Annotated in this window: 24 protein-coding genes; 21 read left to right on the top strand and 3 right to left on the bottom strand. The window is 70.3% G+C overall.

Annotation, left to right across the window (positions count from 1 at the left end):
- Nucleotides 1-3 precede the first annotated feature (3 nt).
- Nucleotides 4-1,023 (top strand): aminotransferase class V-fold PLP-dependent enzyme, encoded by a 1,020-nt coding sequence (locus IE302_RS12455; RefSeq protein ID WP_191254609.1) that lies wholly within the window; start codon nt 4-6, stop codon nt 1,021-1,023.
- Between the two features lie 88 nt (nt 1,024-1,111).
- Entirely contained in the window at nt 1,112-1,732 is a 621-nt protein-coding gene (locus IE302_RS12450; protein ID WP_191254608.1) for a hypothetical protein, read from the top strand.
- 92 nt (nt 1,733-1,824) lie between these two features.
- Here IE302_RS12450 and IE302_RS12445 read toward each other — a convergent pair whose 3' ends face one another.
- Nucleotides 1,825-2,763 (bottom strand): ferritin-like domain-containing protein, encoded by a 939-nt coding sequence (locus tag IE302_RS12445; protein WP_191254607.1) that lies wholly within the window; start codon nt 2,761-2,763, stop codon nt 1,825-1,827.
- A gap of 135 nt (nt 2,764-2,898) precedes the next feature.
- On the opposite strand from IE302_RS12445, the gene rimP reads away from it, so the two are divergent.
- The 7 genes from rimP to IE302_RS12410 all read left to right on the top strand — a co-directional run bounded on the left by rimP (nt 2,899) and on the right by IE302_RS12410 (nt 9,677).
- Complete coding sequence (gene rimP, locus IE302_RS12440) at nt 2,899-3,438, top strand: ribosome maturation factor RimP (RefSeq protein WP_191254606.1); 540 nt, start codon at nt 2,899-2,901, stop codon at nt 3,436-3,438.
- Complete coding sequence (gene nusA / locus IE302_RS12435; protein WP_191254605.1) at nt 3,435-4,475, top strand: transcription termination factor NusA; 1,041 nt, start codon at nt 3,435-3,437, stop codon at nt 4,473-4,475. Before rimP ends, nusA begins: the two co-directional genes overlap by 4 nt.
- A 23-nt stretch (nt 4,476-4,498) precedes the next feature.
- On the top strand, nt 4,499-4,801 hold the full coding sequence (locus tag IE302_RS12430; RefSeq protein ID WP_191254604.1) for a YlxR family protein: 303 nt from the start codon (nt 4,499-4,501) through the stop codon (nt 4,799-4,801).
- 145 nt (nt 4,802-4,946) lie between these two features.
- Nucleotides 4,947-7,961 carry a translation initiation factor IF-2 gene (gene infB, locus IE302_RS12425; protein ID WP_191254603.1) on the top strand — a complete coding sequence of 1,005 codons (3,015 nt, stop codon included), beginning with the start codon at nt 4,947-4,949 and terminating at the stop codon, nt 7,959-7,961.
- Between the two features lie 73 nt (nt 7,962-8,034).
- Nucleotides 8,035-8,328 (top strand): DUF503 domain-containing protein, encoded by a 294-nt coding sequence (locus IE302_RS12420; RefSeq protein WP_191254602.1) that lies wholly within the window; start codon nt 8,035-8,037, stop codon nt 8,326-8,328.
- A gap of 25 nt (nt 8,329-8,353) precedes the next feature.
- Nucleotides 8,354-8,830, top strand: coding sequence for a 30S ribosome-binding factor RbfA (rbfA, locus tag IE302_RS12415; RefSeq protein WP_191254601.1), 477 nt, complete (start codon nt 8,354-8,356; stop codon nt 8,828-8,830).
- Nucleotides 8,811-9,677 carry an alpha/beta hydrolase gene (locus tag IE302_RS12410; RefSeq protein ID WP_191254600.1) on the top strand — a complete coding sequence of 289 codons (867 nt, stop codon included), beginning with the start codon at nt 8,811-8,813 and terminating at the stop codon, nt 9,675-9,677. Before rbfA ends, IE302_RS12410 begins: the two co-directional genes overlap by 20 nt.
- Nucleotides 9,678-10,063: 386 nt before the next feature.
- Here the strand turns inward: IE302_RS12410 and IE302_RS12405 are convergent, their stop codons facing one another.
- A complete protein-coding gene (locus tag IE302_RS12405; RefSeq protein ID WP_191254599.1) occupies nt 10,064-11,107 on the bottom strand; it encodes a TRM11 family SAM-dependent methyltransferase in 1,044 nt (347 codons plus the stop codon).
- 40 nt (nt 11,108-11,147) lie between these two features.
- On the opposite strand from IE302_RS12405, the gene IE302_RS12400 reads away from it, so the two are divergent.
- Together IE302_RS12400 and IE302_RS12395 are read left to right on the top strand one after the other, a co-directional pair.
- Nucleotides 11,148-12,143, top strand: a complete 996-nt coding sequence (locus IE302_RS12400) for a DHH family phosphoesterase (RefSeq protein WP_191254772.1) — start codon at nt 11,148-11,150, stop codon at nt 12,141-12,143.
- 56 nt (nt 12,144-12,199) lie between these two features.
- Nucleotides 12,200-13,381, top strand: a complete 1,182-nt coding sequence (locus tag IE302_RS12395) for a preprotein translocase subunit SecY (RefSeq protein ID WP_191254598.1) — start codon at nt 12,200-12,202, stop codon at nt 13,379-13,381.
- A gap of 44 nt (nt 13,382-13,425) precedes the next feature.
- On the opposite strand, the gene IE302_RS12390 is transcribed toward IE302_RS12395, so the two are convergent.
- Nucleotides 13,426-14,727: an FG-GAP repeat domain-containing protein gene (locus IE302_RS12390; RefSeq protein ID WP_191254597.1), complete on the bottom strand. Its 1,302-nt coding sequence runs from the start codon at nt 14,725-14,727 to the stop codon at nt 13,426-13,428.
- Between the two features lie 128 nt (nt 14,728-14,855).
- Here IE302_RS12390 and IE302_RS42720 point away from each other — a divergent pair, with 128 nt between their 5' ends.
- The 10 genes from IE302_RS42720 to rpsO all read left to right on the top strand — a co-directional run bounded on the left by IE302_RS42720 (nt 14,856) and on the right by rpsO (nt 24,886).
- On the top strand, nt 14,856-16,037 hold the full coding sequence (locus tag IE302_RS42720) for an AfsR/SARP family transcriptional regulator (RefSeq protein ID WP_229907717.1): 1,182 nt from the start codon (nt 14,856-14,858) through the stop codon (nt 16,035-16,037).
- 413 nt (nt 16,038-16,450) lie between these two features.
- A complete protein-coding gene (locus IE302_RS12385) occupies nt 16,451-17,866 on the top strand; it encodes a tetratricopeptide repeat protein (RefSeq protein WP_505606746.1) in 1,416 nt (471 codons plus the stop codon).
- Between the two features lie 25 nt (nt 17,867-17,891).
- On the top strand, nt 17,892-18,572 hold the full coding sequence (locus tag IE302_RS12380; RefSeq protein WP_191254595.1) for a M15 family metallopeptidase: 681 nt from the start codon (nt 17,892-17,894) through the stop codon (nt 18,570-18,572).
- A gap of 9 nt (nt 18,573-18,581) precedes the next feature.
- Nucleotides 18,582-19,907, top strand: a complete 1,326-nt coding sequence (locus IE302_RS12375) for an MATE family efflux transporter (RefSeq protein WP_191254594.1) — start codon at nt 18,582-18,584, stop codon at nt 19,905-19,907.
- Between the two features lie 207 nt (nt 19,908-20,114).
- On the top strand, nt 20,115-21,425 hold the full coding sequence (locus IE302_RS12370) for an MFS transporter (protein WP_191254593.1): 1,311 nt from the start codon (nt 20,115-20,117) through the stop codon (nt 21,423-21,425).
- A gap of 29 nt (nt 21,426-21,454) precedes the next feature.
- Nucleotides 21,455-22,378, top strand: coding sequence for a tRNA pseudouridine(55) synthase TruB (gene truB / locus IE302_RS12365; RefSeq protein WP_191254592.1), 924 nt, complete (start codon nt 21,455-21,457; stop codon nt 22,376-22,378).
- A gap of 40 nt (nt 22,379-22,418) precedes the next feature.
- On the top strand, nt 22,419-23,381 hold the full coding sequence (locus IE302_RS12360) for a bifunctional riboflavin kinase/FAD synthetase (RefSeq protein WP_191254591.1): 963 nt from the start codon (nt 22,419-22,421) through the stop codon (nt 23,379-23,381).
- A gap of 113 nt (nt 23,382-23,494) precedes the next feature.
- A complete protein-coding gene (locus IE302_RS12355; RefSeq protein ID WP_191254590.1) occupies nt 23,495-23,974 on the top strand; it encodes a helix-turn-helix domain-containing protein in 480 nt (159 codons plus the stop codon).
- A 4-nt stretch (nt 23,975-23,978) separates the two neighbouring features.
- Complete coding sequence (gene thpR / locus IE302_RS12350) at nt 23,979-24,488, top strand: RNA 2',3'-cyclic phosphodiesterase (protein ID WP_191254589.1); 510 nt, start codon at nt 23,979-23,981, stop codon at nt 24,486-24,488.
- Nucleotides 24,489-24,616: 128 nt separating this feature from the next.
- Nucleotides 24,617-24,886, top strand: coding sequence for a 30S ribosomal protein S15 (rpsO, locus tag IE302_RS12345; RefSeq protein WP_003084034.1), 270 nt, complete (start codon nt 24,617-24,619; stop codon nt 24,884-24,886).
- Nucleotides 24,887-25,095 lie beyond the last annotated feature (209 nt).

The raw sequence follows: 25,095 nt of genomic DNA, 5'->3' as shown, positions 1-25,095 counted from the left end.
AGCATGCAGACCTTCGGCGCCGAATTCACCGTCCCGCCCGGCTATCTCAACACGCCCAGCATCGGCATCCCGCCGGCGCACGTGGCCGACACGGTGGCGGAGGCGGTCGAGCGGTGGCGCCGCGGCGAAGCCCGCCCGACGGACTTCGACGAGCACGTCGCGCGGACCCGCGCGGGCTTCGGCGCGCTGATCGGGGTCCCGGCGGAGCGGGTCGCGATCGGGGCATCCGTCTCGCAGCTGATCGCGAACGTGGCGGCCGGGCTGCCCGACGGGGCGAGCGTGCTGGTCGCCGGGAACGACTTCACCAGTGTCACCTTCCCGTTCGCGGCCCAGGCGCATCGCGGCGTGAAGGTCACCGAAGTCCCGCTGGCCGAGCTGACCGAACGCGTCGAAGGGCACGATCTCGTCGCGGTCAGCGTCGTGCAGTCGGCCGACGGCGTCCAGGTCGACCTCGACAGGCTCCGGGCCGCGGCCGAGGCGGCGGGCGCGGCGGTCCTGCTCGACGCCACCCAGGCCGCCGGCTGGCAGCCGCTCGACCTCGGCTGGGCCGACTGGGTGGTCGCCGCCGGATACAAATGGCTGCTCGCGCCGCGCGGGGCGGCGTGGCTGGCCGTCCATCCGCGGGTGCTGGAGCGGGCGGTGCCGGTCGCGGCGAACTGGTACGCCGGGGAGGACCGCTGGCAGACCGTCTACGGTCTCCCGCTACGTCTCGCGGAGGGCGTCCGGTCGCTCGACCTGTCCCCGGCCTGGCTCGCGTTCGTCGGAGCCGCCGCCTCGCTGGACTACCTCGGGTCCTTGGACCTCCACGCCGTCCGCGCGCATTGCGCAGGTCTCGCCGACTCACTCCTCGAAGCGCTCGGCTCACCCGTTCAGGGGAGTGCGATCGTCTCGCTCGACGCTGACGCCGACAAGATGCGGGAAGCGGGCATCGTGGCCGGTACCCGGGCCGGACGGCAGCGTGTCGGGTTCCACCTCTACAACACCGCTGACGACGTCGAACGCGTGATAAGCACGTTCAGGTGAACCGCCGGACCGGCGTGAACTACCGTATGTTCCCGTGGTTGGTGCGCAATTTACTCCGGGACCGACGGAAACGGCCCGGCTTCAGCCGGTGCGACCGGCAGGGCCAGGAGGGCCGCCGCCTGCGCCTAAGCCGTCAAGGGACACCAAGGCCCTGGCGCTGAAAGGCGCCGGTCTGGTCGCCATCGCGGTCGTCTCGTCACTGCTCTGGTGGCTGATCCGGCACGAGCCGGAGACGGCCCCGGTCGCGGACACACCGGCGAAGACCGGGCAGTTCCAGTACACGCTGGCCGAGGGGCCGCAGGTCACCAGCGACTGCGCGAGCAAGGCCTACGGCGACACCAAGGCCTTCTTCACCCAGACGCCGTGCACGCGGCTGTCGCGGGCGCTGTACACGACCGAGTCCGGCGGGAAGAAGGCACTGGTGTCGGTCGTCCTGGTGACCATGCCGGGCGAGGTCACCGCGAGCCAGCTCAAGACGCTCACCGACAAGGACGGCACGGGCAACGTGTCCGACCTGGTGCGCGACGGCACTTTCAAGGGCCAAGGCGTCCCGAAGATCTCCGGACAGGACGCGGCGTACGACTCCCACGTCACCGGGGCCGAGGTGGCCATCGTGCTGGCCGGGTTCTACGACAAGCAGAAGGACAAGCCGCTGCTGGAGCGGATCGCGACCGACGCCCTGCGGCTCTCGGGTGATCTGCGCCGCTGAGCCGAGCGCTATGAAAGGCCCCTTCATTGCAAAATTTGCAATGAAGGGGCCTTTCATAGCGCGCTAAAGGACCGAAGCTGAGCGAAGAGGCCTTAGACCGACTGGCCCGGCATGGCGACCGCCACCGGCTTCGCGCCGAACTCCGCCCGCCAAGCCGTCCCCCGCCGCGCCGATCCGACCAGCGCGTTCAGCGCCGTCGTCCGCAAGGCCCCGTCGTCGGTCCGGTCGATCACACCGAGCCAGGCCGCCGCGGCGTCGGACTCGGCCGTCGCCACCAGTTCCATCGCCGTGTTCGCGTCGGTCACCGGCTTCGGCGGCACGTACGCGGCCTCCGGTCCCGCGGGCGTCTGTCCCGCCGCGGAAAGCATCCGTTCGCAGACGTCCCGGCGCTTGACGTGCTCCGCCGTGCCCCGGGACACCGCGCCGGTGAAGGCGGCGGGCAGATAGGCACTGACCAGTCCGTACACCCAGATCGCCGCGTGTTCGGCGCCCAGCGCCTGCTGGACGGCGTCCGCGGTCTCCCCGGCGAACTGGACGCCGGCGGGCACTTCGACGGCTCCGGCGTCGTCGCCGCGGCCGAGTTTCTCCGAACTCTGCTGCAGCGCGGCGCAGCCCGCCGCGATCGAGGCGACCATCCCGGCGCGGTAGCGAGGCAGCGAAGGCACGAGACCCTCGGCCTGCTTGCGTGCCGCAGCGAGCCGTTCCTTGAGCCCGTCCACCGATGACGGCGGGGTCTCCGCGGGGCCGGACTGCTCCGGCTTGGGCCGGTTGAGCCGGTCCACCTCGGTCTTGAGCGCCGCCGCGTGCGTGGCCCGCGCCGCCGCGACCGCCTCGCCTTCGGCGCCCGTCACCGCCTTCGCGCCCGCCGCGTCGGTCTCCGCCGCGCGCAGCAGCGGACCCAGCGGGTCGGGGGTTTCGTCGAACCCGGGGGAACAGGCGGCGGCGAGCGGCACGGCCACGGCGGCCAGCGCTCCCAGCCGCAGGAAAGCGCGACGGCTCGGCGAGGTGGGCTCTGTCGATCTTCCGGTCACGCCGCCCCATCCTGCCAGTACCCCGTGCGGGGCCGCCGCTCGCGCGTCACGCGGGGGTCACCAGATAAGCTGGTCCACTACCGAACCCGGATCCACGCCACCGGGTCGCCCACAGCCGAACAGGAGCGCTCCACCGTGCCCAACGACCTCGCCAGCAGGCTGGAGCCCATCGTGGCCGAAGCCGTCAAGGCCGCGGGTTTCGACCTCGATTCCTTCGAGGTCCAGCAGGCAGGCCGCCGTCAGCTGGTCAAGGTCGTCGTCGACGGGGACGACGGAGTCGGGCTGGACGAGGTGGCGAGCGTCAGCCGGGCCGTCTCCGCCACGCTCGACGAGAACGAGCACGTGCTCGCCAGCGCGTACACGCTCGAAGTCACTTCGCCTGGTCTCGACAGGCCGCTGACCCTGCAACGGCACTGGCGCCGCGCGAAGTTCCGCCTCGTGAAGGTCACCCCGGCCGAGGGCGCCGCGTTCATCGGCCGTGTCGGGCACGCGGGGGAGAAGTCCGCGCGCGTGCTCGTCGACGGCGAGATCCGGGACGTCGGTTACACCTCGGTGGCCAAAGCGGTCATCGAGATCGAGTTCAAGCAACCACCTGCCGAGGACCTGAAACTGTTGGAAACCGATGCGTCGGCCCTGAACGCCGCCACCACAGAGCCGAAGGAGGAGCCGAAGTGAACGTCGACATCGCAGCGCTGCGCGCGATCGAGCGGGACAAGGACATCCCCTTCGAGACGGTGATCGAAGCGATCGAAACCGCGTTGCTCACCGCGTACAAGCACACCGAGGGCCACCAGCCGCACGCCAGGATCGACATCGATCACAAGAGCGGCCTGGTGCGCGTCCTCGCACACACCCTGACCCCGGACGGCCAGACCGACGAGGAATGGGACGACACCCCCGAAGGCTTCGGGCGGATCGCCGCGACCACCGCGCGGCAGGTCATCCTGCAGCGCCTGCGCGACGCCGAGCACGAGAAGACCTTCGGCGAGTTCTCCGCCAAGGAAGGCGAGATCGTCGCGGGCGTGGTGCAGCGCGACGCCCGCGCCAACGCCCGCGGCATGGTCGTCATCCAGGTGGGTGACATCGAAGGCGTCCTGCCCTCGATCGAGCAGGTGCCCGGCGAGTCCTACGAACACGGCAGCCGCATCAAGGCCTTCGTCGTCACCGTCGCGCGCGGCAACCGCGGTCCGCAGATCACGCTGTCGCGGTCGCACCCGAACCTGGTGCGCAAGCTGTTCGCCCTCGAAGTCCCCGAAATCGCCGACGGCACGGTCGAGATCGCCGCCGTTGCGCGCGAGCCGGGACACCGGACCAAGATCGCGGTCCGCTCGACGGTGCCCGGCGTCAACGCCAAGGGCGCGTGCATCGGCCCGGTCGGCGCGCGGGTGCGGAACGTGATGAGCGAACTCGCGGGCGAGAAGATCGACATCATCGACTTCTCGGAAGACCCGGCGAAGTTCGTCGGGAATGCGCTGTCGCCCGCGAAGGTTGTATCGGTCCGGGTCGTCGACGAGCGCGCCAAGACCGCTCGCGTCGTCGTCCCCGACTTCCAGCTTTCACTCGCGATCGGCAAGGAAGGGCAGAACGCCCGCCTCGCCGCCCGGCTCACCGGCTGGCGGATCGACATCCGCAGCGACGCCGCCCCTGAGCAGGGTGACGAAGCACACGCCGGTGAGGCGCGGCCCGCCGCGGCAACCGGTTCGGCTGAGTGAAGGTCGAAGCGCTAGACTTACGAGTGGTTCAGAGTCCGCCGCCGGGAACCGACCCCCAGCACGACCGGGTAGCCCCGGTCCGCACCTGTGTGGGTTGCCGTCGGCGGGCCTTGATCGGCGAGTTGCTGCGAGTGGTCGCGGCGGACGGGCGGCTGATCGTCGACGAACGTCGGCGGTTGCCGGGCCGGGGTGCCTGGTTGCACCCCGTGCCGGACTGTCTGGCCAAGGCCGAGCGGCGCAGAGCGTTTCCCCGAGCACTTCGTGTTCCGGGGTCGCTCGACGCCCAGGGTGTCCACGAACGCCTGGAGCGGCTCGCCGAGGAATGAAGGGCGCCGGGACATCCCCGGTGCCGGATGGAATCAGGAAGCAGGTCGACCCGTCATGAGTCAGCCGTGAAGCTGAATCAATGAACGCGCGACAATAGGACGAGGTCTGCGGGTCTGCCGCCGGCCTCCCCAGATGAGGAGAGCTGTGCCAGGCAAGGCCCGAGTACATGAGCTCGCGAAAGAGCTCGGCATCACCAGCAAGGAAGTTCTCGCCAAGTTGAAGGAACAGGGCGAGTTCGTGAAGTCCGCGTCGTCCACCGTCGAGGCCCCGGTCGCCCGCCGCCTCCGTGACGCGTATCCGTCCAAGGACGGCAAGAGCAAGAAGCCGATCCCGAACCCGGGCCCGCCGGCGCGTCCCGCGCCGCCCGCGAAGCCCGCAGCCCCGGCTCCGGCCGCGAAGCCGGCTCAGCCCGCGCCCGTGGCGAAGACCGAGGCCCCGGCCGCCCCCGCGGCGTCCACCCCGGCCCCGTCGGCTCCGGCTCCTGCCCAGTCGTCGCGGCCCGCCCCGGGTGCCCGCCCGGGTCCGCGCCCCGGCCCCCGGCCGCCGGCGCCGAAGGAAGAGGTCGCTCCGGCGGCGAAGGCCGCTCCGGCCGAGCCGAAGAAGGAGACCCCGGCAGCCCCGGCCACCCCGCCGGCGTCCCAGGCGCCGTCGCAGGGTTCGGTCGTGCCGCCGAAGCCGCAGGGCCCCAAGCCCGGCGGTCCGAAGCCCGGCCCGCGCACCCCGCGCGTCGGCAACAACCCGTTCGGTGTGGGTTCCGGTGCGCCGGCCCCGCGCCCGTCCGCCCCGCGTCCCGGTGGTGGCAACCAGCAGGGCGGCGACAACCGTCCGCCGCGTCCCGGTGGCGGGCAGGGCGGCGACCGTCCGGCCCCGCGTCCCGGTGGCGGCGCTCCCGGTGGTAACCGGCCCAGCCCGGGCAACATGCCCCCGCGTCCGAACCCCGGCATGATGCCGGGCCGCCCGGCCCGTCCGGCCGGCGGTCCCGGTGGCGGCCGTGGTGGCCCCGGCGGCGGCGCCCGTGGTGGGCCCGGTGGCGGCGCTCGTGGCGGTCCCGGTGGCGGTGGCGGAGGTTTCCGCGGCGGTCCCGGCGGCGGCGGTGGCGGCTTCCGTCCCGGTGGTGGCGGTGGCGGCGGTTTCCGTCCCGGTGGCGGTGGCCCCGGTGGCGGCGGCGGTGCCCCGGCCGGTGGCGGCGGCTTCCGCGGTGGCGGCGGCCGTGGCGGCCCCGGTGGCCGTGGCGGTACCGCGGGTGCCTTCGGGCGTCCGGGTGGTCCCTCGCGCAAGGGTCGCAAGTCGAAGCGGCAGAAGCGCCAGGAGTACATGGACAACATGCAGGCGCCCAGCGTCGGCGGCGTCCGCCTGCCCAAGGGCCAGGGCGAGACGATCCGGCTGCCGCGCGGTGCCTCGCTGACCGACTTCGCCGAGAAGATCGACGCCAACCCGGCTTCGCTGGTGCAGGTGCTCTTCCACCTCGGTGAGATGGTCACGGCGACGCAGTCGGTGTCCGACGACATCCTGGAACTGCTCGGCGGCGAAATGAACTACAACGTTCAGGTCGTCAGTCCCGAGGAAGAGGACCGGGAGCTGCTCGAGACCTTCGACATCACCTACGGCGAAGACGCGGGTGAGGAAGAGGATCTGCAGGTCCGCCCGCCGGTCGTGACCATCATGGGTCACGTCGACCACGGTAAGACCCGCCTGCTCGACACGATCCGCAAGACGAAGGTGCGCGAAGGTGAAGCCGGTGGCATCACCCAGCACATCGGCGCCTACCAGATCGAGACCGAGCTCGAGGGCAACCCGCGTCTGATCACCTTCATCGACACCCCCGGTCACGAGGCGTTCACCGCCATGCGTGCCCGTGGTGCCAACTCGACCGACATCGCGGTGATCGTGGTGGCGGCCGACGACGGTGTGATGCCGCAGACGGTCGAGGCGATCAACCACGCGCAGGCGGCCAAGGCGCCGATCGTGGTCGCGATCAACAAGATCGACAAGGAAGGCGCGAACCCGGACAAGATCCGGCAGCAGCTGACCGAGTACGGCCTGGTCGCCGAGGAATACGGCGGCGACACGATGTTCGTCGAGATCTCCGCGCGGCAGAACATCAACATCGACGGCCTGCTCGAGGCGATCCTGCTGACCGCCGACGCCGCGCTGGACCTCCGGGCCAACCCGGCCATGGAGGCACAGGGTGTCGCGATCGAGGCCCACCTCGACCGCGGTCGCGGTCCGGTGGCCACGGTGCTGGTCCAGCGAGGCACGCTGCGCGTCGGTGACTCGGTCGTGGCGGGTGACGCCTACGGCCGCGTCCGCCGGATGGTCGACGAGCACAACGTCGACGTCACCGAGGCGTACCCGTCGCGTCCCGTCCAGGTCATCGGGTTCACCTCGGTGCCGGGTGCGGGCGACACCTTCCTGGTGGTCGACGAGGACCGCGTCGCCCGGCAGATCGCCGAGCGCCGTTCCGCCCGGACGCGCAACGCCCTCAACGCGTCGCGCCGCAAGCGGGTCAGCCTCGAGGACCTCGACTCCGCCTTGAAGGAGACGAACAGCCTCAACCTGATCATCAAGGGTGACAACTCCGGTACCGTCGAGGCGCTCGAAGCCTCCCTGGTGCAGCTCGATGTCGGCGACGACGTCGAACTCAACGTCGTCCACCGCGGTGTCGGTGGCGTCACCGAGTCCGACATCGACCTGGCGACCGCGTCCGACGCGATCGTCCTGGGCTTCAACGTCCGTGCGCAGGGCAAGGCGACCGAGCGGGCCACCCGCGAAGGCGTCGACGTCCGGTACTACACGGTCATCTACCAGGCGATCGAAGAGATCGAGCAGGCCCTGAAGGGCATGCTCAAGCCGGAGTACGAAGAGGTCGAGCTCGGCAAGGCGGAGATCCGCGACGTCTTCAAGTCGTCGAAGATCGGCACCATCGCCGGTTGTCTCGTCGTCTCGGGCGAGATCCGCCGCAACGCGCGGGCCCGCCTGCTCCGCGACGCGACCGTCATCGCCGAGAACCTGCCGATCAGCTCGCTGCGGCGGTTCAAGGACGACGTGGTCGAGGTCCGCGACGGGTACGAGTGTGGTCTGACTCTGGGGTCGTACAGCGACCTCAAGGTCGGCGACATCATCGAGACCTACGAGCAGCGCGAAAAGCCGCGTGCGTAAGTGACACGGCGGCGCTCCTCCGCATCTGGGCGGGGGAGCGCCGCTTCACCTTCCGAACAACCCAGAACCCAACATGTACGTAGGAGCTCTTGAGCTCGACATCCTGCTGGGCGACGTCCACTCGCTCAAGCAGAAGCGATCTGTGATCAAGCCGGTGCTGGCCGAGGTACGCAGGCGTTTCGACGTCTCCGTCGCCGAAGCCGGTCATCAAGACCTGCACCGGCGCGCGCTGATCGGTGTGGCCGTGGTCGCGGCGAGTGGCGAGCACATTCGTGACGTGCTCGACTCGTGTGAGCGCCTCGTCGCCGGAAGGCCGGAGTTCGAACTGCTCTCCGCCCACCGCCGGCTGCTCGGCCCCGATGACTGACGGAAATTTCGAGGAGACGAATCCCATGGCCGACCCCGCTCGGGCTCGCAAGCTCGCCAAGCGGATCTCACAGATCGTCGCGCACGCGATCGAGCACGACATCAAGGATCCGCGACTCAACCACGTGACGATCACCGACACGAAGATCACGGCGGATCTGCACGACGCCACGGTCTACTACACGGTGCTCGGGGAGAACCTGGAGTCCACACCCGATCACGCCGGTGCCGCGGCGGCGCTCGAATCCGCCCGCGGTGTGCTGCGCACGAAGGTCGGCCAGGGCACGGGAGTTCGCTACACTCCGACGCTGGCCTTCGTGGCCGACAGCATCCCTGAAGAGGCCAAGCACATCGAGGACCTTCTCGCGAAGGCCAGGGAAGCCGATGCGGAGGTCGCCCGCCGGGCGACCGGAGCACAGCACGCCGGTGAAGCCGACCCGTACAAACCGCCACGGGAAGAGGCCACAGACGATGAGTTCGCCGATGAGGAGACCCGGAGCTGAGGGAACGGGCCACGCCCTGAACCGGCGTGGCCTGTTGCTGGGAGCCGCGGCTCTCGGCGGCTCGGCGCTGCTTTCCGCCTGCGGCGCCGAGAAACCACCATTGATGGGGCCGCCGCCGGTGGCCCCGCCCACCCGTCCGACCCCGCTCACCGAAGCGGTCACGGTGCAAAGGATGCGGTCCGCGGCCCGGAACCGCGAGGTCAACCTCGTCATCATCGCCCCCGACGGCGTGTCCCGGGTCGGGATGCCGGTCTGCGCCGCCCTGCACGGGCGCGGCGCGGACGCCCGGACGTTCCTGGACCTCGGGGTGCAGAACGCGCTGAACCAGGTCGTCGCGGACGGCCTTCCCGCCTTCGCGGTCGCCGCCGTCGACGGGGACAACTACTGGGTGGACGTCGGCAAGGCCGACGACCCGCAGCGCATGCTGTCCGACGAACTGCCCGGCTGGCTCGCCCAGCGCCAATTGCAGCCGCCGTCGGCGATGTTCGGGATCTCGATGGGCGGTTTCGGCGCCTTGCGCTACGCCCGCGAGAACAAGAACCTCAAAGCCGTCGCCGTGGCGAGCGCCGCGTTGTTCGTGAGCTGGCCCGACGCCAAGTCCCGCAAGGTCTTCGCGGATCGCGAGCAGTGGGAATCGCATGAGCCGCTGCTGCACGCCGGTGATCTCACCGCGTCGTCGACGGGGGTGTGGTGCGGGAACGGGGATCCCTTCGCCCGCGCCGACCGCAAGCTCATCAAGGCGGTGCGGCCCGCTGTCGGGAAGATGTCCGAAGGCGCCCACAACGACGACTACTGGCGGGGCATCATGCCCGAGATGATGAAGTTCGTCGGGGAACGCCTGGCCTGACCCCGCGTTTCGTCCTCTGGATGCGGTAGTTGGCGACGCGAACTACCGCATCCAGAGGACGAAACGCGGTGGTCGGCGAAGCGAACTACCGCATCCAGAGGACTACTTGCGCGGGAGGCCCGGCGGGTTGATCCGCGAAGCCTCCACGGCCTCAGTGCTCAGGTTCCAGCGTTTGAGCACCTCGGCGCACTGGCAGCGAGAGAAGGCAAAGGCGGCGTGTTGTGAAAGCCACTTTCACAACCTTCAACGTTGCGAAAGTGGCTTTCACAACACCGGTGTGTCAGGCCGCTCGGCTGTCCGCGAAGGCCTCCTGGCCTACCCTGAAGGGGGCGAGGGGACCCTTCACGGACCCGGGACCGGCCGCATCCAGAGGACTACATGCGGGATCAGACGGGTTTGGCGGCGACGATCAGGTCCCGCACGATCGCCTGATCGACCCGGTGCGCGAACCCGGCGTACGGGCCTTCTTCACGGACGTCCAAGCCCGCCTTCTCCAGGATCGCGGCGAGTTCCTCCCGCGGCGCGACGTTGGTGTTCCAGGAGATGCCGAGCGCGCCGCCCGGCCGCAGCACCCGTGTCCACACCGGGACGGCGGCCGCGAGCAGGTCGCGCGGGCTGCGTGCGAGCGTCGCGTCCTGGGTGCGGTGGCTGCCGTGCTGCACGCCGTACGGGGCGTCGGTGACGATGAGGTCCACCGAGTTCGGCCGCAGCAGTTCGTCCGTGGTGAGCGTGTCGCAGTTGAGGTAGCTCAGCTTGCGGACGTCACCCGCCTTGTACCGCTCCTTGGTGATCCCGAAGCCGATGTCGAGCCGCCTGCCGAGCCGGACCTTGTTGCGGCGCACCTGACCGGATTCGGCGAGGTGCTTGATCCGCTTCTGCTTCAGCCAGGTCTTGATGAACATCTCATAGGAGTCGAAATCCTTGCCGTCGACGTCGAGGCCGGTCGCGTCGAAGCCGTACATCATCGCCTGGTTCAGCGTCGTGCCGCGGCCGCACAGCGGATCCAGCAGGTGCAGCGGCTTGTCCAGCATCGCGGCCGGGTTCGCCGTCGACAGCAGGGTGACGTTGACGAGGAGTTTGGTGAACAGTTCGTTCGTCTTGCCCGGGTACTTCTGGATGGTCAGCAGATCCGAGTCGAAGTTCGCGAGCGGACCGATCGTGACCGGCTTCAGGACGCCGTCGCCGAGTTCGAACAGCGCGTACAGCGCGGAAAGGTTCGAAAGGAGCGCGAGGTCGCGTTCGCTCAACGGGGCGGGAGTGGTGAAGGTGAGGTAGCCGACGCCGCCGAGTTCCGTTTCGGAGATCTCGGAGATCTCGGTCTCCAGCGCGGACAGGCCGAACACCGCCAGTTCCGCGCGCAGCAGAGCCGGGGTGGAGTCGGTGTAGACCCGGTTGGCGGACGGGTAGACCAGGATCGCGTACTCGGACATCCGGTAGAGCGTAGCTTGACTGATTGTGACGACGACTTCAGTGCCGAACCTCAAGGAAGCCGCCGCGCTCCTGGCGCGCGCGAACGACGTGACCCTGCTCGGCCATGTCCGGCCGGACGCCGACGCGCTCGGCAGCGCGCTGGCACTGGGCCGGGCCCTCCAGCTCCGCGGCGTCGAGGTCCGCGTCTCGGTCGGCGAGCCCGAAGAGATGCCGGAGACCCTGCGGAGCCTCGACGTCGGCGGGCTTTACGTCCCCGCGAGCGAACTGCCGGAGAGCGAACAGCTGCTGGTCGCCCTCGACACGCCCACCCCGGGCAGGCTCGGGAAACTCGCGCCGCGGGTGGACGCCGTCCGCGCGGCCGGGGGCGACGTCCTGGTGATCGACCATCACGCGTCCAACGTCTACTTCGGCACGACACATGTCGTCGACGACACCGCCGAAGCCACCGCCGTCCTCGTTTTCGCGTTGCTGGAGGAACTGGGCACCGAGATCGACGAGCCGATCGCGCGCTGCCTGTACGCGGGGCTCGTCACCGACACGAGCGGCTTCCGCCGCGCCCGGCCGTCCACCCATCTGATGGCCGCGAAGCTGCTCGAAGCCGGTGTCGATCCGGACAAGGTCGTCCGCGAGATCGTCGACGATCACCCGTTCGCCTGGTTGCCGATGCTTTCGGACGTCCTCGCGGGCGCCCGGCTCGAACCGGACGAGGCGCGCGGCTTCGGGCTCGCGCACGCCGTCGTGACCCTCGACGCCGCGCGGAGCGTGCGCGCGGAAGAGGTCGAGGCGGTCATCGACGTCATCCGGTCCACCCGTGAGGCCGGGGTCGCCGTCGTGCTCAAGGAAGCCGAGCCGATCGGGCCGCGGCAGCGGTGGACGGTCTCGCTCCGCTCGGCGGGCGGGGTCGACGTCTCGGCCGCGGCCGGGGAACTGGGCGGCGGCGGGCATCGCCAGGCGGCCGGGTGCACCGCCGAAGGCACGGCGGACGAGGTGCTCGGCAAGCTGAGGGAGGCACTGGCGCGGGCGCCCCTGCTGTGAGGCGGTGACGGGCGGTGTCATCGTAATTTCATCGGCGGTTCCTAGCGTCATCCCCGATGAACGAGAGCGCTTCCCTCCGCCGCCGGGTCCTGGTCACGCTGGGCGTGATCCTGGTGTTCCGGCTGGGCCAGAGCCTGCCCGCTCCTCACTTGACCGTCCGCGCGCCGGAAGCCGATCAGCCGTTGCGCTGGATCCTCGACCTGGTCACCGGCGGTGGCCTGGCCACCCTGCCGGTGTTCGCGTTCGGTGTCCTTCCCTGCCTGGCCGCGCCGCCGGTCCTGCGGGCGCTGACCGTCCTGGTCCCGCGGCCGGCCGCGCTCCGGGCCGAGGGCGAAGCCGGCGCCCGGGTGCTGGCGCGCTACCGGCGACGCCTCGTGGTCGTGCTCGGCTTGCTGGGCGCCGTCGCCGTGGTGGCGTTCCGCGGTCCGGACGTCCTCGGTGGAGCCGTCGCGGTGGCGTGCCTGACCGCGGGTGCGGCGCTGGTCCTGCGGCTGACCGAGGTGATCACCGACCGGGGATTCGGGAACGGCGTCCGGATCCTGCTGCTCGCCCAGGTGCTGGCGGTGCTGCCGGCGGAGCTCGCGCGCCTGTACGAAACGAGGGGCTGGGCCGCCATCGTGGTCATGGCCGCGGTGACGCTGTCGGTCACGGTGCTCACGGTCGTCTTCGCGCAGGCGCAGCGCCGCGTCCCGGTGGAGTACGCCAAGCGGATGATCGGGGTGCGTGCCTACGGCGGGACCCCGGCCTACCTCCCCTTCCGGTTCCCGCAAGCCAACAGCCCGGCCGTGCTCGCCGCGGTGCTGGTGTCCCTGCCCGGGTTCTGGCCCGGGGTGGGCTGGCTGCGCGACGAGGGGAACGGCGGGCGGATCGCGGTCTACTTCGTCCTTGTCTGCCTCTTCGCCTTCGCCAGGGCGGCCGTGAGCGAGGACACGGACAAGGTGGCCGTCGATCTGGTGCGGACGGGTGGCTTCGTCCCCGGGATCCGGCCGGGAACCCCGACCGCGGAGTACCTCGACTACGTGCGCCGCCGGATCGTCGCCTTCGGAGCGGTCTGCTCGGGAGTGGTCGCGCTGATCCCGGCCGTCGGCCTGGGCCTGCTGGACGTGAGCCCGAGGTTTCCCTTCGCGGCGGTGGCCCTGCTGGTGGTTCTCGTGTTCCTCGTCAGTGTCACGCTCGACACCGTGCGGCAGATCGAGTCACTGCGACAGCGGAAGCGATACGAACCGTTTCTCCGCTGAGCGAACGGCCCGCGCCCGGGGTACGGGCGCGGACCGTGACCACTTCAGAAATGCGGGAGCCAGCCGCCACCGAGGGCGTCGGCGGGGCCGAATTTGTTGCCGCCCTTGCCGTTCCAGAGGTAGAGGGTGCCGGTGGTCTGGTTGATGGCGCCGATGTCGCTGTGGCCGTCCTTGTTGACGTCGCCGAGTGACATCAGCGTGCGGTGGTAGTCGTTCCAGCCACCGCCGACCGCGTCCGCGGCGCCGAACCTGTTGTCCCCCTTACCGTTCCAGATGGTCAGTGTGGTGCCGTCCTTGATCGCGGCGAGGTCGGTCTTGCCGTCGTTGTCGAAGTCGCCCGCGACGGGTGCGGTGAACGACGCCCAGCCGCCACCGACGGTGTCAGCCGGGGTGAAGTGGTTGTTTCCTTTGCCGTTCCAGATGTAGAGGGTGCCGTCCTTGACCGCGGAGAGGTCGCTGATGCCGTCGTTGTCGAAGTCGCCCGCGACGGGGGCGCTGAAGGGTTCCCAGCCGCTGCCCACGGCGTCGGCGGCGCCGAATTTGTTGCCGCCTTTGCCGTTCCAGACGTAGAGGATGCCTTCCTTGACTGCTGCGAGGTCGGTCTTTCCGTCCTTGTTGAAGTCACCGGCCGCGGGGCGGGTGAAGTCCGCCCAGCCGCCACCTACCGCGTCGGCGGCGGCGAAGTCGTTGCTGCCTTTGCCGTTCCAGATGGTCAGGGTTCCGGTTCCGGTGGCGTAGATGTCCCCGACGCCGTTGCCGTCGAAGTCCCCGCCGTCGAGGGACTTTTCGAGGACCTTGTCGTAGCGGATGCCACGGTAGGTGGTCATCTCCGACCAGGAGTTGGTGTTGTGATTGGTCTTCTGGCCGTAGTCGTTCTCGGAGTAGACCCAGGCGCCCGCCGAGTGGTCCTTGGGGTCGACCCACTTCTCGAACAGCTCGATATGACCGTTCTTGAGCAGCGCGTCACCGGGCAGCAGATCGTGCAGGCTCGGCAGCCAGGACTTGTGCGAGTAGGACTCGAAGTCGCCGGTGTTGAGGTCCCAGCCGTCGGATTTCTTCGGCAGATGCCAGGCCATCGCGACCAGACCGGAGCAGTCCGGCCGGTACTTGCCGCCGGTGCCGTCGGAGATCGCGTCCGCCTGATCCTGGCTGTACCAGGTGTCGCCCCGGTCGTACCAGTACTTGGCGCGGGCGATGATCTCGGCGCGAGTGATCGCGCCGCCCACTGTGGACGCCGCGCTCGCCTCGTTTCGCGTGCCGAACGTGAGCAAGCCTGCGACGAGGGTCACGAGGGCCATGAGCGCGGAGGCGAACCGGACCGCTCTGGGAGAACCGGAGCTGTTCATGACGACCTTTCCTGAGCATGATGTGGAGTTGGACAGCACAGACGCTCCGGGAGGCCGCTGTAACCACGCTTCAACGCGGGCTACAGCGAGGCGGCGCGCTGTACGGGATCCGCTCTGGGGAGGGTCGGATGAGGTTTTCTCTGCTCGGGCCGATGGAGGTGGCCGGTCCGTCGGGGCCGATCGCGCTCCCGGGGATGAAGCCGCGCACGCTGCTCGCCGCGCTGCTGCTGGGGTACGGCCGGACGGTGCCCGCCGAACGGCTGATCGGCGTGGTGTGGGGCGAGGAGCCGCCCGCCACCGCCCGCGCGGTGGTGCAGACGTATGTCGCGACCCTGCGCCGGGCGTTCGACGCGGCGGGGCTGCCGCCGGTCATCGTGTCCGACCGGAACGGCTACCGCGCCGAGATCGCCGAGGACGCCCTCGACGTGCGGGTGTTCGAGCACCTGGTGGAGCGGGGACGGCGGGCGGCGCAAAGCGGTGACCACACCGAAGCGGCGGACCTCTTCCGCACCGGCCTCGCCCTGTGGCGGGGCGCCGCGCTCGGCGGGATCGGCGAGGCGTTCCTTCGCGCCGAGGCGGACCGGCTCGACGAGCTGCGCCTGACCGTCACCGAGGAGCGGATCGACGCGGATCTGGCGATGGGGCAGGGACCCCGGCTTCTCGCGGAACTCACCGAACTGGTCGCCTCGCATCCCACCCGGGAGCGGTTACGAGGCGGCCTGATGGTCGCGTTGTACCGGTCCGGCCGCCAGGCCGACGCGCTGGAGGTGTACGAACGCGGCCGCAAGGCGCTGATCGACGAACTGGGCATCGATCCCGGCCCGGAGCTGCGTCAGGTGCACGAGGCGATCCTGCGGTGCGACCCGGCGCTGCTGCCGGCCGTCGCCTCCCGCACCCCGCGGCAGTTGCCGTCGCCGCCGCCCGACTTCACCGGCCGGGCAGCCGAACTCGCGGAGCTGCGCACGACGGTGACGCCGACCGCTGTGTCGCGGTCGACGCCTCGGGCGAGCTCATCGACGGCGACCAGATCATGGCCGTCCTCGCGCTCGCCCTCGCCGAGCATTTCCCCGATGGTCAGGTCCACCTCGAACTGCACGGCTCGACGGACGCCCCGGCGACCGCCGAGGAGGTCCTCGGTCGCGTCCTGCGCGACTTCGACCCCGCGGCGGCGGCGCCCGGATCACTCGAAGAGCGGGTCGCCCGCTATCGGACCCTGCTCGCCGGCAGCCGCACGCTCGTCGTGCTCGACGACGCCGCGAACGAGGCCCAGGTCCGGCCGCTGCTGCCCGGCGGCCCGGGGTGCGCGGTGATCGTCACCTCGCGCAACCGGCTGCCCGCGCTGGCGGGCGCGACCTACTGCGAACTGGGGGTGCTGCCCGCGGAGGCCGCGCTCGACCTGTTCACCCGCATCGTCGGCAACGACCGGGCGAGTACCGAGCCCGCGTCCGCGGCCGAGATCACCGAGCTGTGCGGGCAGCTGCCGCTCGCCATCCGCGTCGCCGGAGCGCGGCTGGTGTCCCGGCGGCAGTGGTCGCTGTCCCGGTTGGCGAGCCGCCTCGCCCAGGAACAGCGCCGCCTCGACGAACTGGTGGTCGGCGACCAGGAGGTGCGGGCCAGCATCAACCTGAGTTACACGCTCCTGCCCAAGGCCGTGCGGACCGCGTTGCGCAGGCTGGGGTTGCTCGGCCTGGCGCATTTTCCCGCCTGGGTCGCCGCGGCGGCGATGGAGACCGATCTCGGCGGCGCGGAGCGGGTGCTCGAAGACCTCGTCGACGTGTCCCTGCTCGAAGTCGACGGCGTGGATCCCTTGGGGCTCATGCGGTATCGGCTGCACGATCTCGTCCGGCTGTTCGCGCTGGAACGCGCCAGGGACGAGGAAAGTCCCGCGGACCGGGCGGCCACGGTGGAACGGGTGCTCGGCGGCTGGATCTGGCTGGTCGGGCGGATCACCGAGACCATGCCGCCGGTCGTGCCGTCGATCCAGGGCAGTTTCCGGCTGGGCCGTCCCGTCGACCAGGAGATCGCCCAGCGCGTCGTGGCCAGGCCGTACGAATGGTTCCGTGCCGAAGAAGAGGCGATGACCACCGCCGTCGAGCTGGCGGTGTCACTGGACCTGGTCGACATCGCGGTCGAACTCGCCTCGGCCCTGTGCGGCACCGCTTTCGGCGGGCACAACCGGGTCCTCGACGATTCGCTCGGGTCCTGGCGCCGCACCCACGACGCGGCGCTCACCGCGGCCCGTCGCAACGAAAACGCCCTCGGCGAGGCGACCCTGCTGGCGGGGCTCGGGCAGCTGTACTACGAGCACGACGACTTCCCCCGTGCCCGCGCCCACCTGAGCCAGGCGCTGTCGATGTTCCGCGCCGCCGGTGACGTCCGGGGTGAGGCCACCACGCTCGCCGCGCTCGGTGCCGCCTGCCGCGAGCAGGGCTATCTGCCGGAGGCGGTGCATTTCCTGGACCGCGCCGGGCGGATGTGGTCCGGACTGGACGATCCGGCGGCGATGGGGCACGTCCACCGGCTGGCGGGCACGGTGCGCCTGGAGATGGGCGACTACCCCGGAACGCTGGCCGCGTTGACCGAGGCACGGACCTCGTTCACGGCGGCGGGCTCGCGGCGCGGGGAAGGACTGACCCTGCGCAGCCTGTCGCTGTATCACCGGGCGCGTGGCGAATGGGCGGAAGCCGAGGAGTCCGCGCGTGCGGCGCTCGCGATCTTCGAGGGGACCGAGGACCGGATGCTGGTCGCGTACTGCGAACGCGCGCTGGCCAAAGCGTTGCTGCGGCGCGGGGACTCGGTCACGGCGCGGCGGCTGGCGGAGAACGCGCTGGAGGTCTGCCGCGAGCTCGGCGACGCCTTCGGCCACGCGTGCACCCTCCGCGTCGTCGGGGAGACACACCTCGCGGACGGCCGGTTGTACCAGGCGAAGGACTGCCTGGAGGACTCGCTGCGGCGGTGGACCGACCTGCGCGCCGAGCTGTTCAGGGCGCGGACCTTGCGCACGCTGGCCGAGGTGCACGACGCGCTCGGCGACGCGCCCGCCGGGCAGCGGATGACAGCCGAGGCCCTGGAGACCTTCCGTGCCTATGGGGCCCGCGAGTACCAGGAACTCGCTGTAACCCGGTTACAGCGTTCTTGAAGGACACTCGTGGACAGTGGGGCCCATGTCGTCGTTCGTGTCGTTGTCGGATCCCCGTGTCGCAGCCGTCGCCGTCCGGGAATGCGGGGAACCCCTGGTGGACCTGCGGGACACCGGCGCCATCCGGATCGATCCCAGGCTCGCCGACGAACCGGGCGCCTTCGCGCACGTGCGGCTCAGCGTCGCGGACCGGCTCGTCGCCGCCCAATGCCAGCTTCCGCGCGGACTGCGCCTGCTCGTCGTCGAGGGGTTCCGGCCGCGGGAGGTGCAGGAGCGGTACTTCGCGGACAGCAAGGCCCGGATCGCGCGGGCCAATCCCGGGTGGCCCGCCGAGCGGGTGGCCGCCGAAGCCGCCACCTACGTGTCGCCGCCCGAAGTCGCACCGCATGTCGCCGGGGGAGCGGTGGACCTCACCCTGTGCACCGTCGACGGCGTCGAACTGCCGATGGGGAGCGACCTGAACGCGACCCCGCCCGAATACGGGACGGAGTGTTTCACCGGGTCGGCCTCGATCGGCCCGGAGGCGCGGGCCAACCGGGAAACCCTCATCGACGCGATGACCACGACCGGTTTCGTGAACTACCCGAGCGAATGGTGGCACTGGTCCTACGGGGACCGGTACTGGGCGTTCGCCACCGGCACGAAGCACGCCCGCTTCGGCCCGGCGGGTTTCCCGGCGACTGGGACTGTCGTACCAATCGCTTAGTCTGCATCGGTGCCTGAAGCTTCCGAACTCGACGAGCGCGTCCCGCCGAAACGCGTGCTCGGTCTCGCCGTGCCCGCCCTCGGCGTCCTCGCCGCCGAACCGCTGTACGTCCTGGTGGACACGGCCGTCGTCGGGCATCTCGGCGCGTTGCCGCTGGCCGGGCTCGCCGTCGGCGGTGTCGTGCTGTCGCAGGTTTCGAGCCAGCTGACGTTCCTCTCCTACGGCACCACGTCGCGGACGGCCCGGTTGCACGGCGCCGGACGCCGGGGCGACGCGGTCCGCGAAGGCGTCCAGGCGACCTGGCTGGCGGTGATCGTCGGGCTGGTCGTGATCGTCGCCGGGCAACTGCTCGCCGCGCCCATCGCGCGAGTCCTGTCCGGGGACGCCGCGATCACCGACGCCGCCGTCTCCTGGCTGCGGATCGCGCTGTTCGGGACGCCGTTCATCCTGATCACGATGGCGGGTAACGGCTGGATGCGCGGTGTCCAGGATTCCGCGAAACCGTTGCGCTATGTGTTGGCGGGCAACGGGATCTCCGCGGTCCTGTGCCCGGTGCTGGTGTACGGCGCGGACTGGGGGCTGGAAGGTTCGGCGATCGCGAACGTCGTCGCGCAGGTGATCTCGGCGTCGCTGTTCATCGTGGCCCTCGTGCGGGAGCGGGTCCCGCTGCGCCCGGAGCCGAAGGTGATGCGTGCCCAGCTCGGTCTCGGCCGGGATCTCGTGCTGCGCAGTCTCGCCTTCCAGGCGTGTTTCGTCTCCGCCGCCGCGGTCGCCGCGCGGACGTCCACCGAGGCGGTCGGCGCGCATCAGGTCGTCCTGCAGCTGTGGACGTTCCTCGCGCTGGTGCTGGACTCGCTCGCGATCGCCGCGCAGTCGCTCGTGGGGGCCGCCCTCGGCGCCGGCGCGAGCAAACGGGCGCGAGGCGTGTCGGGCCAGATCACCGTCTACGGACTGGTGTTCGGCTGCTTCCTCGGCGTCGTCTTCGCGTCGCTGGCCGGTGTGCTGCCGAAGGTGTTCACTTCGGACGCGGCCGTGCTCGGCGAGATCCCGCACGCGTGGTGGTTCTTCGTCGCGTTGCAACCGATCGCCGGGGTGGTGTTCGCGCTGGACGGCGTCCTGCTCGGCGCGGGCGACGCCGCGTTCCTGCGCAACGCGACACTGCTGAGCGCGGCGCTCGGGTTCCTGCCGCTGGTCTGGCTGTCGCTCGCGTTCGGGTGGGGGCTGGCCGGGATCTGGACCGGGCTCTCGCTGTTCATGCTGCTGCGGCTGGTGACCCTGCTGGTGCGATGGCGTTCGGGCCGGTGGGCCGTGGAAGGCGCCGTCCGCACGGCCTGACCCACTCCGCATTTCGTCCTCTGAATGCGGTCCTTGCACGCGCAACTACCGCATTCAGAGGACGAAATGCGGTGGTAGCGGTACGTGCTGTGGCGAAAACCACCCGGGTAACGGGTATGTTTCGCCGTTGCTTAGGCGCTACAACTATATGAGGCGGCAACGCGGGCGTCTTCTTGTGCCCAAGACCGTTCTCGAGGAGGAAACACTGTGACAGGCCGAGCCACCCGCCGGTCCTGGTTCATCTGGTTCGCCGCCGTCACCGTCTACCTCTTCGGTGTCTTCCACCGCACCTCGTTCGGCGTCGCCGGGCTCCAGGCCGCCGACCGTTTCGGCGTCGGTGCGGCCGCGCTCGGCACGTTCACCGTCCTGCAGGTCGGCGTCTACGCCTCGATGCAGATCCCCACCGGCGTCCTCGTCGACCGCTACGGCCCGCGCCGGGTGCTCACCGCCGCCGTCCTCTTCCTCGGGCTCGGCCAGATCCTGCTCGCGATCGCCGATTCGTACCCGCTGGGCCTGCTCGCCCGCGCCGTCGTCGGCTTCGGGGACGCGCTGACGTTCGTGAGCATCATGCGGCTGATCGCCGCGCATTTCCCCGGCCGCCAGTACGCCCTGCTCGCCGCGCTGACCGGGGCCATCGGATACGTCGGCAACCTCGCCGCGACCGTCCCGCTCGGCCTGCTGCTCGACGGACCCGGCTGGACCCCGACGTTCCTCGCCGTCGGCCTGGTGACGGCGCTGTACTCCGCCGTCGTCGCCCTCCGGGTCAAGGACAACCCGGTCGGCGAGCCGGAGCCCGTGCGCGAAAAGGTGCATCCGAAACTGCTCGGCCGCCAGGTCGCCGACGCGTGGCGCACCCCGGGCACCCGGCTGGGATTCTGGGTCCACTTCAGCACGATGTTCGCGCCCAACGTGCTGACCATGCTGTGGGGCGTCCCGTTCCTGGTGCAGGGACAGGGTTTCCCGAAGTCCACCGCGAGTTCACTGCTGATCGTCTTCGTGTTCGGCTCGATGCTCGGCGGCCCGGTGATCGGCGGTCTGATCGGACGGCGCCCGTCGCTGCGGATGCCGCTCGTCGGCGGGTACATCGGCGGCGCCGCGGTGATGTGGGCGATCCTGCTCGGCTGGAGCGGGACGACCCCGATCGCGGTCCTGGTCCCCGTGTTCGCGTTCCTTTCCCTCGGCGGACCCGCGTCGATGATCGGCTTCGCGCTGGCGCGGGACTACAACCCGCTCTCGCGCGTCGGCACCGCGACCGGGGTGGTGAACGTCGGCGGGTTCGTCGCCACGACGATCTCCGCGCTCGCCGTCGGCGTGCTGCTGGAGTGGACGGGCGGCGCGTTCCGCCTGGCGCTGCTGTCGGTCATCGCGGTGCTCGCGTTCGGCACCTTCCGGATGCTCGTGTGGTGGCGGCGCACCCGCGCCGCGCTGTTCGAGGCCGAGGCCCGCGGCGAGCGGATCCCGGTACAGATCCGGCGCCGCCGCTGGGACGCCGAAGCGCCGCTGCCCGTCTCGTCCTAGGCGAAGGCCCGAAAGATAGGGTTCGGCCCGTGTCGCGCCCCAATCAGGCTCAAGCCAAGAAACGTCCCGCCCCGCCGCCCGGTCTCGTCATCGTCGACAAGCCGTCCGGCATGACCTCCCACGACGTCGTCGCCAGGGCGCGGCGCTTCATGGGCACCCGCAAGGTCGGGCATGCCGGCACCCTCGACCCGATGGCCACCGGTGTCCTGGTGCTCGGCATCGAACGCGCGACGAAACTCCTCGGCCATCTCGCCCTGGACCGCAAGACCTACCTCGCGACCCTCTCTTTGGGACTGTCGACGACGACCGACGACGCCGAGGGCGAACCGATCGCCGAAGCCGCCGCGGACGCCGTCGGGAAGATCACCGACGACGAGATCGCCGCCGGGATCGCCGCATTGACCGGTGACATCCAGCAGGTGCCGAGCGCGGTCAGCGCGGTCAAGATCGACGGAAAGCGCGCGTACGCCCGCGTCCGCGCCGGCGAAGAGGTCGTGATCCCGCCTCGTCCGGTCACCGTGCACCGCTTCGATCTGCTCGCCACCCGCCGCGAGGCGGGCCGGATCGAACTCGACGCCGTCGTCGAGTGTTCGTCGGGGACCTACGTCCGGGCGCTGGCCCGCGATCTCGGCGCCGGGCTCGGCGTCGGCGGCCACCTCCTCGCGTTGCGGCGCACCACGGTCGGGCCGTTCACGCTCGCCAAGGCCCGCACGCTCGATCAGCTCGAAGACAAGCCGGAGCTCTCGCTCGATCTCGACGCCGCCGTCGCCGCCGCGTTCCCGCGCCGCGATCTCGACGCCCGCGCGGCGCAGGCGGTCCGATATGGACAGAGGGTGCCCGCGGCGGGGATCGAAGGCACGTACGGGATGTTCGGACCCGACGGCCGGGTGCTCGCGCTCGCCGCGGACGAAGGCGAACTGGCCCGGTCTGTGGTCGTCTTGCTCCCGGCCTAGGGTGGTGACCGGAGCAGGCCTGGAGGAGACGGGGCTACAAGTGCAGCGTTGGCGTGGTTTGGGTGACCTCCCCGGGAGCTGGGGACGGTGCGTGGTGACGATCGGCGTCTTCGACGGCGTGCATCGCGGGCATCAGGAGCTGATCTCGAGGACGGTCCGCGCCGCCGCCGAACGCGGCGTGCCGAGTGTGGTGCTGACCTTCGACCCGCATCCGTCGGAGGTGATCCGGCCGGGCAGCCATCCCGCGCAGCTGACCACGTTGCGCCGCAAGGCTGAACTGGTCGAAGGCCTGGGCGTGGACGTCTTCTGCGTGCTGCCGTTCACCCTCGAACTGTCGCGGCTGACCGCGCACGAGTTCGTGCACGAGGTCCTGGTGGACAAACTGCACGCGGCCGCGGTGATCGTGGGGGAGAACTTCACCTTCGGCGCGAAGGCCGCCGGTGACGTCGACCTGCTGCGCACCCTGGGGAAACGGTTCGGTTTCGTGGCGCACGGCGCGGAACTGCAGGGGCTGCTCGCGCAGGAACAGGCGGACAACGAGATCACGTTCTCCTCGACCTACGTCCGCTCGTGCATCGACGCCGGCGACGTCGTCGCGGCGTCCGAAGCGCTCGGCAGGCCGCACCGGCTGGAGGGCATCGTCGTCCGGGGCGACCGCCGGGGACACGACCTCGGCTACCCGACGGCGAACCTGTCGACGCCGCGGTTCGCGGCGGTGCCCGCCGACGGTGTCTACAGCGCTTGGTTCACCCGTTCGTCGGATCCTGGCCGACGGCTTCGCTCCGCCGTCTCGGTCGGGACGAACCCGACCTTCTCGGGGCGGGAACGCACCGTCGAGGCCTTCGTCCTCGACATCGACGAGGATTTCTACGGACAGCACGTCGCGCTCGATTTCGTTGCCAAGCTGCGGGATCAGGTCCGGTTCCCGACGTCGGAAGGTCTGGTGGAACAGATCGACGAGGACGTCGCGCGGACCAGGGAAATGCTGGGCGAGCAGGACTGACCGGCGCCGGACGGAGCCGGACGAGAATCGACAAACACACCCGTCACGGTGCGTTTCGGTGGCAAGATGTCACGGACCGCGCAGGGCGTTCGACGGTTAGGGGAGCGGACCAGGTGGAGGACCACAAGATCGTCCAGCGGAACATCGCGCTGCAGAGGGAGTGGTACGGGGAGCCACTCGGCGATCGGGTGCGAAGGCTTGTCGTCGCCTTCGACATCTCTCAGGCCTTCCTCGCCGAGGTCCTCGGTATCAGCGCGCCCATGCTCAGCCAGGTGATGAGCGGGCGCCGGGCGAAGATCGGCAACCCGGTCGTGCTCGCCAAGATGATCATGCTGGAACGCAAGGTCCTGGTCCCGGCGGTCGCCGCGGGGGACCGGAAGGCCATGCAGGAGGCCTTGGAAGACGTCCGCGACTCGCGGCCGACGGTGGGCCGGGACAACATCCCGGTCGGCGCCGTCGCCGACGACCAGGGCGTGCTCGTGGCGCTGCGCGACATCGGCGAGGACGAAGACCTCACCGAGGCCGCGAAGCTGCTCGACGACGACTTCCCGTCCCTGGCGGATCTGCTGCGCCGGGCGGCCAAGCACTCCTGACGCCATGCTGCTTTTCAGTGCTCTGCTCCCGCCGGACGGCGTCCTCGACGAGGCCGCGGCCGCGGTGGGTACGCCCGAAGACGACGGTTTCCGCTGGTCGGCGCGTGAGAACTGGCACGTCACCCTCGGTTTCTACGGCGCCGGCGACGCGGCCGAGCGGGGCGAATGGCTGGCCGGAAGGCTGGCCGGCGCGGAGCCGATCGACCTCCGGCTGGAAAAGGCCGCGACATTCCCCGGGGTCCTGTGGTTGAGTGTCACCGGAACCGGGCTCCACGAGCTGGCCGTCAAGGCCGGCGCGGAGAGTGAGGGCAGGCCGTACGTGGCCCACCTGACACTGGCCCGCTTCCCCCGCGACCGGCCGGACGCCGCGAGCGCGTGGGAGGAGCGGCTGGCCGGGTTCACCAGTGAGACTTGGACGGCGACCGAAGCCGTGCTGATGAGCAGTGACCGTGAGCAAGGCGTGTCGCGCTACCGGGTGATCCGGTCGTACGCGTTGAACCACGCCCGCGCCTGAAGCCGCTGATCACGAGGCTGGTAACCTCGATGATCGGGTCCGGCTGCAGTCCGTGGCGGCCGTGACCGTCTCACCCGGCGTGAAGCATCGTCCGGGCCGCACGGCACAGAATATCTAGGAGCACCACTGTGGCTTTGTCCACCGAAGAGAAGAAGTCGATCCTTGCCGAGTACGGCGTGCACGACTCGGACACCGGATCCCCCGAGGCCCAGGTCGCGCTGCTGACCAAGCGCATCGTCGGCCTCACCGAGCACCTCAAGGCTCACAAGCACGACCACCACTCCCGTCGCGGGCTTCTGCTGCTGGTCGGCCGCCGCCGCCGGCTGCTGAACTACGTGATGAAGGTGGACATCGAGCGTTACCGTGCGCTGATCCAGCGCCTCGGCCTGCGCCGATAGCTTGAACCCGAGGGGGAGTGACCACGTCGGTCGCTCCCCCTCGGTCTAAGAAAACACACGGCGCGAGCGCGCACGAGGAACCGTCCGCCGGTCCTCGGTAGTGGTTCCCGGGCAACGGCCCGGGGGCTTCGATCGAAGACCGGCCTCACTCCTCGAGCGTCCGCAGGCGAAACAGGTCCCAGGGTGGGAGACTCGCGCCGTTACAGAGG

This window comes from Amycolatopsis oliviviridis, from assembly GCF_014654365.1.
In the GTDB taxonomy this organism is placed as follows: Bacteria; Actinomycetota; Actinomycetes; order Mycobacteriales; family Pseudonocardiaceae; genus Amycolatopsis; species Amycolatopsis oliviviridis.
The sequence above is the reverse complement of the archived record's forward strand: the minus strand, read 5'-3'. Positions and strand labels throughout refer to the sequence as shown.

Bases quoted from the DNA above. Each gene is read 5' to 3' on its own strand.
- IE302_RS12410 (WP_191254600.1), top strand. From the start codon at position 8,811: ATGAGGAGACCCGGAGCTGAGGGAACGGGCCACGCCCTGAACCGGCGT.
- rbfA (WP_191254601.1), top strand. From the start codon at position 8,354: ATGGCCGACCCCGCTCGGGCTCGCAAGCTCGCCAAGCGGATCTCACAG.
- IE302_RS12455 (WP_191254609.1), top strand. From the start codon at position 4: ATGCAGACCTTCGGCGCCGAATTCACCGTCCCGCCCGGCTATCTCAAC.
- IE302_RS12380 (WP_191254595.1), top strand. From the start codon at position 17,892: ATGTCGTCGTTCGTGTCGTTGTCGGATCCCCGTGTCGCAGCCGTCGCC.
- IE302_RS42720 (WP_229907717.1), top strand. From the start codon at position 14,856: ATGAGGTTTTCTCTGCTCGGGCCGATGGAGGTGGCCGGTCCGTCGGGG.
- IE302_RS12395 (WP_191254598.1), top strand. From the start codon at position 12,200: ATGAACGAGAGCGCTTCCCTCCGCCGCCGGGTCCTGGTCACGCTGGGC.
- IE302_RS12405 (WP_191254599.1), bottom strand. From the start codon at position 11,107: ATGTCCGAGTACGCGATCCTGGTCTACCCGTCCGCCAACCGGGTCTAC.
- thpR (WP_191254589.1), top strand. From the start codon at position 23,979: ATGCTGCTTTTCAGTGCTCTGCTCCCGCCGGACGGCGTCCTCGACGAG.
- IE302_RS12390 (WP_191254597.1), bottom strand. From the start codon at position 14,727: ATGAACAGCTCCGGTTCTCCCAGAGCGGTCCGGTTCGCCTCCGCGCTC.
- IE302_RS12420 (WP_191254602.1), top strand. From the start codon at position 8,035: ATGTACGTAGGAGCTCTTGAGCTCGACATCCTGCTGGGCGACGTCCAC.
- IE302_RS12385 (WP_505606746.1), top strand. From the start codon at position 16,451: ATGGAGACCGATCTCGGCGGCGCGGAGCGGGTGCTCGAAGACCTCGTC.